We start from the raw sequence: 9744 nt of genomic DNA, 5'->3' as shown, positions 1-9744 counted from the left end.
GGGCAGGCACCGGTGTCCGCCCCTGTGCCCACTTCGGGGGCCGAGGCCGGCGCTCCGCCCCCCGAGCAGGGGCCGGCCCCGGCCGGCGCCCTGGATTCCCCCGAGAAGGCCGAGACCCAGCACGGCCATGCCGGCTTCTGGACCCTGCTGGTCGGCTCGGTCGGGGTCGTCTACGGCGACATCGGCACCAGCCCGCTCTACGCCTTCCGCGAGGCGCTGGTCCCGGCCCGCACCGACGGCATCCTGCTGCCCGAGGAGGTGATCGGCACCGTCTCGCTGATCCTCTGGGCGCTGTTCCTGATCGTGACGGTCAAGTACGTCGCGATCCTGCTGCGCATGGACAACAACGGCGAGGGCGGCATCCTCTCGCTGATGGCACTGGCCCGGAAGGCGCTCGGCGGATCCCGCATCGTGTTCATGCTCGGCCTGCTCGGCGCCTCCCTGTTCTACGGCGACGCGGTGATCACCCCGGCGATCTCGGTGCTCTCCGCCGTGGAGGGGCTGAAGCTCGTCACCCCGGCCCTGAACGACTACGTGCTGCCGATCACGGTGACGATCATCGTCGCCCTGTTCCTGGTGCAGAACCGCGGCACCGCCAAGGTCGCGGCGTTCTTCGGGCCGATGACCGTTGTGTGGTTCGTCGCCATGGCGCTCGCCGCCCTGCCGCATATCGGCCTGCACACGGAGGTGTTCCGTGCGGTCAACCCCTGGTACGCGGTGCATTACCTGCTCGGCCACGGCACCGGGGCGCTGGTGGCGCTCGGCGCGGTGTTCCTGGCGGTGACCGGCGCCGAGGCCCTGTTCGCCGATCTCGGGCATTTCGGCCGCAAGCCGATCCAGGTGGCGTGGGTCTGCCTGGTCTTCCCGGCGCTCGCCCTCAACTACCTGGGTCAGGCGGCCCTGGTGCTGGAGAAGCCCGACACCGCCGACCCGTTCTTCCAGCTCGTCCCGGCCTGGGGCCTGCTGCCGATGGTGGTGCTGGCGACGCTGGCCACCGTGGTGGCGAGCCAGGCGGTGATCACCGGCGCCTTCTCCCTCTCCCGGCAGGCGATCCAGCTCGGTCTGCTGCCGCGCCTCGAGATCCGCCACACCTCCGAATCGCATGCCGGCCAGATCTACCTGCCGCAGATCAACGGTCTGCTGATGGTCGGCGTCGTGCTGCTGGCGGTGCTGTTCAAGACCTCCTCGTCGCTCGCCTCGGCCTACGGCATCGCGGTGACCGGCACGATGCTGCTCACCGCCTCGATGACCTTCCTGGTGATCTGGCGGATGTGGGGCTGGTCTCCGGTGGCCGCCGCCCTGGTGATGCTGCCGTTCATCGTGGTCGAGTTCCTGTTCCTGCTCTCCAACCTGATCAAGGTGGTCGAGGGCGGCTACGTGCCCCTGATCCTGGCCGGCGGCCTCGTCATCCTGATGTGGACCTGGGTGCGCGGGGTCACGATCCTGTTCAACAAGACCCGCAAGACCGACGTGCCGCTGGTCGAGCTGGTCGGCATGCTGGAGAAGAGCCCGCCCCACCACGTGCGCGGAACCGCGGTGTTCCTGACGAGCGACCCCGAGATCGCCCCGGCCGCCCTGCTGCACAACCTGAAGCACAACAAGGTGCTGCACGAGAAGAACGTGATCCTCACGGTGGAGACGGTGGACACCCCGCGCTCGAAGGAGACCGACAAGGTCCGGATCGAGCCGGTGGGGCCGCACTTCTTCAAGGTGGTGATGAAGTTCGGCTACATGGAGACGCCGAACATCCCCAAGACCCTGGTGTTGCTGCGCCGCCAGGGCTTCAAGTTCGACATCATGGCGACGTCGTTCTTCCTGTCCCGCCGCTCGATCCGCCCGGCCACCCATTCGGGCATGCCGCTCTGGCAGGACCGCATCTTCATTACCCTCGCCAAGAACGCGAACGACGCCACGGACTTCTTCCAGATCCCCACCGGGCGCGTGGTCGAGGTCGGGACGCAGGTGACGGTGTGAGGATCGCGCCGCTGGTGTAGATCCGCGCAAGCGATTATCTACATCGATCTGTCGAGGGCGAACGGCCGTGCCGATCAACGTCAACAATCCCGAAGCCGATGCGCTGACACGCCGGTTCGCCGCCCTGGCGGGGGTCGGCATCACCGAGGCGATCGTCATCGCCATGCGGGAGGCGATCGCGCGCAGGCACCCGGGGGAGACGCCGCAGGCCACCGCCGCACGGTTGCGCGAGAAGCATGGAATCACCCTCAGCGAGGCTGCCCGGACGCCCCTCCCGCGGGATGTCTACGACGCGATGTGGGAGGGCCGCTGATGTTCGTGGACGCCTCCGCGCTCGTCGCCCTGCTGGCGGACGAGCCGGAGGCCGGCCGGATCTCCGGCGCCCTCGCCTCAGCCGACCGGTGCATGACCTCGCCCGTCGCGATCCTGGAAACGGCGCTGGCCCTCGCGCGGCCCGACAAGTTCGACATGACAATCGAGGCCGTCGGGCCGATCGTCCTCGAATTCCTCGCAGCCCGAAGCATCGAGATCTGCGATCTCCCGCCCGCCAGCGAGACGACGGCGCTCGCCCTGTCGGCGGCGCATCGATACCGGGCAGGCCGGCACGGTCTCAACCTCGGGGACTGCCTCCACTACGCCGCGGCCCGGTTCTTCAACGTGCCGATCCTCGCCACGGCGGACGAGTTTCGCAGGACCGATCTGGAGACTGTTCGCTGACGGTCCGGTGATGGATCGATCCGCCTTCAAACACTCAACGGACCGATGTTCGCGTTGGGAATGCAGGCGCCGCCCGGCCATGGCGAGCGCGGCGCAGCGGCAAGGCCGTTAGGTCCGAGCCGAACAAGCGTTCGGATGCCGACGCTGATCGTTGTCGACGCAGTGCAGCGTCGCAGTACGGACCTCTTCCCTCTCACACGTTCGAAGGCGTTGTCTTCCACGACGCCGGCATGTGCGCCGCCGCACGCGGCATGTCCCCGGCGCGGGCCTCCGGCGGCGTGCCGCATCCACCTTGCGTTGCACAAGGCTCCCGGGGTGGATTAGAATTCTTCCACTTCCGAACCCAGAAGCCCGTTCGCCGGGTTAGCCGGCATGGGCGGACGCGCGGACCGAGCATCGGTCGGCGCCTCCGGCTCTGACCCGACGGGACGCCGCTCAGGCGCTGCCAGACAGGACGCATCGATGATCAAACTCACCGTGAACGGGGCTGCGCGCAGCTTCGACGGCGACCCCGACATGCCGCTGCTGTGGTACCTGCGCGACGAGTTGGGCCTCACCGGCACCAAGTTCGGCTGTGGCGTGTCGCTGTGCGGCGCCTGCACGATCCATCTCGGCGGCGCGGCGACCCGCGCCTGCATCACCCCGGTCTCGGCCGCCGCCGGCCAGGAGGTCGTGACCATCGAGGGGCTGTCGCCCGACGGCAATCATCCGGTGCAGGTGGCCTGGCGCGACCTCAACGTCTCCCAGTGCGGCTACTGCCAGTGCGGCCAGATCATGCAGGCCGCAGCCCTGCTCAAGGACACGCCCAAGCCGTCCGAGCAGGACATCGACGACACGATGAGCGGCAACATCTGCCGTTGCGGCACCTATCCGCGCATCCGCGCGGCGATCCATCAGGCCGCCGGCCAGACGGCCCCCGCCGGCAAGGGAGAGCGCCTGTGATTCACGACGCACAGATGATGGCCGAACTGGCCAACGCCAAGCCGACCGCCAAGCCCGTCTTGGCCAATGTCAGCCGCCGCGGCATCCTCGGGGGCGCCGGCGCGCTGGTGCTCGCCCTGTCCCTGCGCGACGCCCGCGCCGACGAGGGCCAGACCGCCGAGCAGAAGGCCCAGAAGTTCGGCGCCGACGGCATGCCGCACGGCTGGCGCGACGACCCAAAAATCTTCGTGGCGATCGCCCCGGACGGCACCGTCACGGTGACCAACCACCGCTCCGACATGGGCCAGGGCGTGCGCACCTCGGTGGCGCTCACGGTCGCCGACGAGCTTGAGGCCGACTGGCCGAAGGTGAAGGTGGTCCAGGCCTGGGGCGACGAGCAGCGCTTCGGCAACCAGGACACCGACGGCTCGCGCTCGCTGCGCCACTTCTTCCAGCATTTCCGCCATGCCGGCGCCGCCGCACGGCTGATGCTGATCGAGGCCGCGGCCAAGCAGTGGGGCGTGCCGGCCTCCGAGGTGACGGCGTCCAACCACACCCTCACGCACGCCAAGTCGAAGCGCAGCCTCGGCTACGGCGCCGTGGCGCAGGCGGCCTCCGAGTTGCCGGTGCCCACGAACGTCACGCTGAAGAACCCGAAGGATTTCCGGTACATCGGCACCGGCAAGATCGGGCTGATCGACAATTTCGACATCACCACGGGCCGGGCCATCTACGGCCTCGACACCAAGCTCGACGGGATGCTGTACGCCGTTGTGGCCCGGCCGGCGGTCTACGGCGGCAAGGTCACGTCCTACGACGACAGCGAGGCCAAGAAAGTCCCGGGCGTCGTCAAGATCTTCAAGATCGACGGCGGCGAGATCCCGAGCGAGTTCATGCCGCTCGGCGGCGTCGCGGTGGTCGCCAAGAACACCTGGGCCGCCATGAAGGCGCGCGACGCGCTGAAGATCACCTGGGATGACGGCCCGAACGCCGGCTACGACACCGACGTGTTCCGCAAGGAGCTCGAGGCCGCCGCGCGCAAGCCCGGCAAGGTGGTGCGCAACCAGGGCGACGTCGACGGCGCGATGGCCAAGGCCAAGACCAAGGTCGAGGCCGAGTACTTCGTGCCCCACCTGGTCCAGGCCCCGATGGAGCCCCCGGCCGCCGTGGCCCGGGTGAAGGACGGCTTCTGCGAGGCCTGGGCGTGCACGCAGGGTCCGCAGGCCGCCAACGACCGCCTGATGAAGGCGCTCAAGCTGCCCGACGACAAGGTCAAGGTGAACGTCACGCTGCTCGGCGGCGGCTTCGGGCGCAAGTCCAAGCCGGATTACGTGGTCGAGGCCGCCCTGTGCTCGCAGGCGGTGGACGGCGCGCCGGTCAAGCTCGCCTGGACCCGCGAGGACGACATCCACCACGGCTACTACCACACCATCTCGGTGGAGCGCCTGGAGGCCGGCCTCGACGACAAGGGCATGCCGGTGGCCTGGCTGCACCGCTCGGTGGCGCCGACGATCGGCTCGATCTTCGCGCCCGATCCGAAGCACGAGCTGCCGTTCGAGCTCGGGATGGGTCTGGTGAACACCCCGTTCAACCTGCCCAACGCCCGAATGGAAAACCCGGAGGCCGCCGCCCACGTCCGGATCGGCTGGTTCCGCTCGGTCTCGAACATCCCGCACGCCTTCGCGATCCAGTCCTTCGTGTCGGAGCTGGCGCATGCCGCCGGCCGCGACCCGAAGGAGTACCTGCTGGACCTGATCGGCCCGGCCCGGACAATCGACCCGACCTCGATCGGCGACGTCTGGAACCACGGCGAGGACCCGAAGCTCTACCCAATCGACACCGGCCGCCTGCGCGGCGTGATCGAGGCTGCCGCCAAGGGCGCCGGCTGGGGGCGGCAGATGCCCAAGGGCCGCGGCCTCGGCATCGCCGGCCACTACAGCTTCGTCACCTACACGTCGGTGGCGGCTGAGGTGGAGGTCGACGACAAGGGCCAGGTGAAGGTGCACGCCATCGACATCGCGGTCGATTGCGGTCCGCAGGTGAACCCGGAGCGCATCCGGTCGCAGATGGAAGGCGCGGTGGTCATGGGGATGGGGCTCGCCCTCACCTCCGAGATCACCTTCAAGCAGGGCCGGGCCGTGCAGAACAACTTCGACGGCTACGAGATCATCCGGATCGACGCCGCCCCGAAGGTGGTCCGCGTGCACCTGGTGCCGACCGGCTCCTATGACGGCCCGCTCGGCGGCGTCGGCGAACCCGGCGTGCCGCCGGTGGCGCCCGCCATCGCCAACGCGGTCTTCGCCGCCACCGGCCGGCGCGTGCGGCAATTGCCGATCCGCGACCAGCTCAGCGCCTGAACCGCATTCCACCGCGACGCGTTGGGGGACCGGGGACCTGATCCCCGGCCCCCCGCCATGAGAGAGTTCGACACGATGATGCGTCCCGCCATCTTCACGGTTTCCGTCACGGTGCCGCTGGCCCTGGTCCTGATGGCGGCCCCGGTCCTCGCCTCGCCCTGCTCGGACAAGATCGACGCCCTGTCGAAGCGTGTCACCGCGGAGGCGACCGCCTCGATCTCGGCCTCCACCAGCGGCCAGGGCAACGCCGCCAAGCGCGGCGGCGAGGGCGTGACCGGCACCGAGGGCCAGCGCGCCAACGAATCCCCGCAGGCCCCCCCGGAGAAGTCGGCCCAGGCCGGCGAGGGCGCGGATGCCGCCCAGCAGGCCAAAGTCGCGTTGGACGAGGCGCGCACCGCCGATTCCAAGGGCGACGCGAAGGGCTGCGAGGCCGGCGTGGCCCGGGCCGAGAGCCAGCTGAAGAAGGCGCCCTGAGGCGTCGGTCGCGGTACCGGGCCGGCGATCACGCGGGCCCGACACCGCGACCGCGCCAACCCATCGTTCCGAGTTGCAGCTTTCGGCGGACCCGTCGTTCCCGGATCCGTTACGTCCGAACGATGGTCTGCACCGTCATTCCGAGGCGCCGGAGGCGTCCCGGGATGACCGGGCGGGGCGGCTCGGATCATTCCTCCGGTCGGGGGACTGAAACCGAGCTTCCGCGTCCGGCGCGGCGTCGCCGCCCGGGCGGACGCCGCGAAACGCAGACGGGGATCGTGCCAACTCCGGCGGCGGTTTCGCTCGTCTCGGAGGGGTCGGTCCCCGGCGGCCGGCGGTCGGGGCGGCGCAACGCCCGCCCCGCGATGCGGCCTCAGGCGGCCGCGGCGGCGAGCGCGTGGGGGTTGCCGTTCAGGCCGGCGCAGAGATCGTCGATCTCGGCGAGGTCGAGGGCGTCCCCGGCCCGGCCCGCGATGGTGTCGATCAGGTCGTCCTGGCGGGGGTCGAACGGATGTCCCTGCATCCGGTAGAACTGGTAATAGCGCAAAGCCGCCAGGACGGTGTCACGCTCGCGGTCGGTTACGATGAAGTGCTGCATGGGTCTTCGTCTTCCCCTTGTGGCTTCAACGAACGCCCGGGCGGGCCGCGACGCCGAACCCGAGCTTGACCGTTGTAACCGGTGGGCAACGACCCGAACAGTTCTTGACAGCTCGCGCGGATGTGATTCGCATCATTTAAGATTTTGGTCCTCGCCCCGGAAACCCGGTCGCGAATCGAAAAGCCGTTCGCCGGCAACGCCTTGCGGCCGGCGTGACCGTTACAGCCCGAGATCGGCCAGGTAGCGGGGCAGGACCGTGCTCGCCGGCCCGTAGCGCGCGTCGTCGAACGCGTCGGCGTTGTCCGAGGGGTCCAGGTTGATTTCGCAGGTGGGAATCGTCAGGGCCCGGGCCTGCCGCACGTACCCGGCCGCCGGGTAGACCGCCCCCGAGGTGCCCACGGCCACGAACAGGTCGGCCGCGGCCAAGGCCGCCTCGATCGCGTCGCGGTGCATCGGCATCTCGCCGAACCAGACGATGTCCGGCCGCATCCGGCCCGCCGTCCCGCAGGCCGGGCAGGACGACGCCCGGTTCAGGTCGTCGCGCCAGGGCGTGACCGTCCCGCACGCGGTGCAGCGGGCCTTGAGCAGCTCGCCGTGCATGTGGACCACCGCGCGCGAACCCGCCCGCTCGTGCAGGTCGTCGACGTTCTGCGTGCACAGGAACAGGCGTCCGCCTCGCTCGGCGAGCCGCGCCTCGGCCTCGGCCAGGGCCATATGCGCCGCGTTGGGCGCGGCCGCGACCACGCCCCGGCGGCGATGGTCGTAGAAGTTGAGCACCGTGTCGGGATCGGCGGCATAGGCCTCCGGGGTGGCGAGCCTCATCGGGTCGAACCGCGCCCAGATCCCGCCGCGGTCGCGGAACGTGCCCAGCCCGCTCTCGGCCGACACGCCCGCCCCGGTCAGCACGAAGATGTTTCTGGGGGCGCTCATGCGGCGTGCTCCAGGGAATGGCCGGATCGGTCCGCAGGTTGGCTGCGCGGTTTCTTTCGCGGGTTTCGCAAGAGGGCGATCCTGCCGCTCGCTTCACCGCGTGGGAGACACGAAATGTCCGATGTTGCGTTGCTGGTCATCGACGTCCAGGAATCCTTCCGTCACCGGCCGTTCTGGAGCGAGGCGGACGTGCCGCTCTTCACCGAACGCCTCCAGGCGCTGATCGACGGCGCGGCGGCGCGCCGCATTCCGGTGCTGCAGGTGTTCCACGTCGCGGAAACGGGTCCGTTTGCGGTCGAGTGCGGCCATGTCCGCACCCTCGAGCCCATCGTGATCGCGCCGGCGGCCATGTTCCACAAGCGCCGGCACAGCGCGCTGGTCGATACGGGTCTCGCGGGCTGGCTGACGCAGCGCGGCATCCGCCGCCTGATCGTGTCGGGGATCCGCACCGAGCAATGCTGCGAGACCACCACCCGCCACGCCTCCGACAGCGGCTGGCAGGTGGATTACGTCACCGAGGCGACGCTGACCTTCGCGATGACCCATCCTGACGGCCGCAGCTTCAGCCCGGACGACATCAAGGCCCGCACCGAGCTGGTCCTGGTGGACCGCTTCGCCCGCATCGCCACGGTGTCGCAGGCGCTCGCCGGCCGGGACCTGCCGGTCGCCGCATGAGCGAGGCGGCGCGGCGCAGCATCCCGGTCCTGGTGGTCCTGCCGCCGCGCACCCTGCTGCTCGATCTCGCCGGCCCGGTCGAGGTGCTGCGGATCGCCGGGGCGGTGCAGGAGCGGGTCGCCTTCGCGGTCCGCTACGTGGCGCCGGATCCGTACACCCGCTGCTCGATCGGGCTGGCTCTGAGCGGCGCGGAGCCGCTGCCGGAGGCGATCGCGCCGGGCACCGTGGTGCTCCTGCCCGGCGCGTCGTCCCGGGTGCTCGGCTGCGAGGCCGACCCGGACGACGCGGCGGCCGAAGCCCGGATCGTCGACTGGCTGCGCGGCGCGGTCCGGCCGGGCCACACCCTGGTCACGGTGTGCGAGGGCACGCTGATGGCCGCCCGCGCCGGGCTGTTCGACGGCTATGCCTGCACCACCCATCACGCGAGCTGCGCCCGGCTCGCCGCCCTGGCGCCCCGGGCGCGGGTGCTGGAGAACCGGCTGTTCGTGCAGGACCGGGATCGGTTCAGCAGCGCCGGCGTCACGGCGGGCGTCGACCTGATGCTCCACCTCGTCGCCGACTGGGCCGGCCCTGCCGCCGCGCTGGCGGCGGCCCGGACCCTGGTCGTCTACATGCGGCGCGGGCCCGACGACCCACAGCTCTCGCCCTGGCTGGAAGGCCGCAGCCATCTGCATCCGGTGGTGCACCGCGCCCAGGACGCGATCGCGGCCGAGCCGGCGCGCGACTGGTCCCCCGAGATCTTGGGCCGCCTCGCCGGGGCGAGCCCGCGCAACCTCGCCCGGCTGTTCCGGCTCCATGCCGGCATGACGGTGACCGACGCTGTCAACCGCGCCCGGATCGCGCTGGCCCGGGACCTGATCGCCCAGACCGACCTCGCCCTGGAGCAGATCGCCGACCGCGTGGGCTTCGGCTCCGCCCGGCATATGCGGCGGGTGTGGGGCCGGTTCCACGCGGCCGCCCCCTCGAGCCTCAGCTCGACTTTGGCCAATTAGGCGGCTTGGCAGAGAGCGTAGGCCCAGGGTGGCGGCAGACGGAACCGAGGTTTCCTGCGGTCGCGTTTGCGACGTGACGTCGATAAACCCTCCTCGCGCCAGATCG

10 protein-coding genes are annotated in these 9744 nt (G+C 70.3%); 8 read left to right on the top strand and 2 right to left on the bottom strand.

Going from position 1 to position 9744, the window contains the following annotated elements; translation table 11 throughout:
• Positions 1-12: 12 nt before the first annotated feature.
• From FV242_RS30445 to FV242_RS30420, 6 genes are all read left to right on the top strand, one after another.
• Positions 13-1974 carry a potassium transporter Kup gene (locus FV242_RS30445; RefSeq protein ID WP_147910384.1) on the top strand — a complete coding sequence of 654 codons (1962 nt, stop codon included), beginning with the start codon at positions 13-15 and terminating at the stop codon, positions 1972-1974.
• A gap of 67 nt (positions 1975-2041) precedes the next feature.
• Positions 2042-2287 (top strand): type II toxin-antitoxin system VapB family antitoxin, encoded by a 246-nt coding sequence (locus FV242_RS30440; RefSeq protein ID WP_147910385.1) that lies wholly within the window; start codon positions 2042-2044, stop codon positions 2285-2287.
• Complete coding sequence (locus FV242_RS30435) at positions 2287-2691, top strand: type II toxin-antitoxin system VapC family toxin (RefSeq protein ID WP_147910386.1); 405 nt, start codon at positions 2287-2289, stop codon at positions 2689-2691. Before FV242_RS30440 ends, FV242_RS30435 begins: the two co-directional genes overlap by 1 nt.
• A gap of 462 nt (positions 2692-3153) precedes the next feature.
• Positions 3154-3633, top strand: a complete 480-nt coding sequence (locus FV242_RS30430) for a (2Fe-2S)-binding protein (protein ID WP_147910387.1) — start codon at positions 3154-3156, stop codon at positions 3631-3633.
• Positions 3630-5969: a xanthine dehydrogenase family protein molybdopterin-binding subunit gene (locus tag FV242_RS30425; protein ID WP_147941519.1), complete on the top strand. Its 2340-nt coding sequence runs from the start codon at positions 3630-3632 to the stop codon at positions 5967-5969. Before FV242_RS30430 ends, FV242_RS30425 begins: the two co-directional genes overlap by 4 nt.
• Before the next feature lie 75 nt (positions 5970-6044).
• The gene (locus FV242_RS30420) at positions 6045-6443 is read left to right on the top strand and encodes a hypothetical protein (protein ID WP_147910389.1); all 399 of its coding nucleotides are present in this window, start codon (positions 6045-6047) and stop codon (positions 6441-6443) included.
• Positions 6444-6816: 373 nt separating this feature from the next.
• On the opposite strand, the gene FV242_RS30415 is transcribed toward FV242_RS30420, so the two are convergent.
• Together FV242_RS30415 and FV242_RS30410 are read right to left on the bottom strand one after the other, a co-directional pair.
• The gene (locus FV242_RS30415) at positions 6817-7041 is read right to left on the bottom strand and encodes a hypothetical protein (RefSeq protein ID WP_147941518.1); all 225 of its coding nucleotides are present in this window, start codon (positions 7039-7041) and stop codon (positions 6817-6819) included.
• 219 nt (positions 7042-7260) lie between these two features.
• Positions 7261-7971 carry a Sir2 family NAD-dependent protein deacetylase gene (locus FV242_RS30410; RefSeq protein ID WP_147941517.1) on the bottom strand — a complete coding sequence of 237 codons (711 nt, stop codon included), beginning with the start codon at positions 7969-7971 and terminating at the stop codon, positions 7261-7263.
• A gap of 114 nt (positions 7972-8085) precedes the next feature.
• Between FV242_RS30410 and FV242_RS30405 the strand changes: the two genes are divergently transcribed.
• Complete coding sequence (locus tag FV242_RS30405) at positions 8086-8646, top strand: isochorismatase family protein (protein WP_147941516.1); 561 nt, start codon at positions 8086-8088, stop codon at positions 8644-8646.
• Complete coding sequence (locus FV242_RS30400) at positions 8643-9638, top strand: GlxA family transcriptional regulator (protein WP_147941515.1); 996 nt, start codon at positions 8643-8645, stop codon at positions 9636-9638. The genes FV242_RS30405 and FV242_RS30400 overlap by 4 nt, the downstream gene beginning before the upstream one ends.
• Positions 9639-9744: the final 106 nt, after the last annotated feature.

Origin of the sequence: Methylobacterium sp. WL64 (genome assembly GCF_008039945.1) — a bacterium.
Lineage (GTDB): Bacteria > Pseudomonadota > Alphaproteobacteria > Rhizobiales > Beijerinckiaceae > Methylobacterium.
Note: the sequence above shows the minus strand (reverse complement) of the source record. Positions and strands in the feature narration are given on the sequence as shown.

Excerpts from the sequence above, each read along its gene's own strand:
- FV242_RS30415 (WP_147941518.1), bottom strand. The coding sequence starts at position 7,041 with ATGCAGCACTTCATCGTAACCGACCGCGAGCGTGACACCGTCCTGGCG.
- FV242_RS30430 (WP_147910387.1), top strand. The coding sequence starts at position 3,154 with ATGATCAAACTCACCGTGAACGGGGCTGCGCGCAGCTTCGACGGCGAC.
- FV242_RS30410 (WP_147941517.1), bottom strand. The coding sequence starts at position 7,971 with ATGAGCGCCCCCAGAAACATCTTCGTGCTGACCGGGGCGGGCGTGTCG.
- FV242_RS30420 (WP_147910389.1), top strand. The coding sequence starts at position 6,045 with ATGATGCGTCCCGCCATCTTCACGGTTTCCGTCACGGTGCCGCTGGCC.
- FV242_RS30435 (WP_147910386.1), top strand. The coding sequence starts at position 2,287 with ATGTTCGTGGACGCCTCCGCGCTCGTCGCCCTGCTGGCGGACGAGCCG.
- FV242_RS30400 (WP_147941515.1), top strand. The coding sequence starts at position 8,643 with ATGAGCGAGGCGGCGCGGCGCAGCATCCCGGTCCTGGTGGTCCTGCCG.
- FV242_RS30405 (WP_147941516.1), top strand. The coding sequence starts at position 8,086 with ATGTCCGATGTTGCGTTGCTGGTCATCGACGTCCAGGAATCCTTCCGT.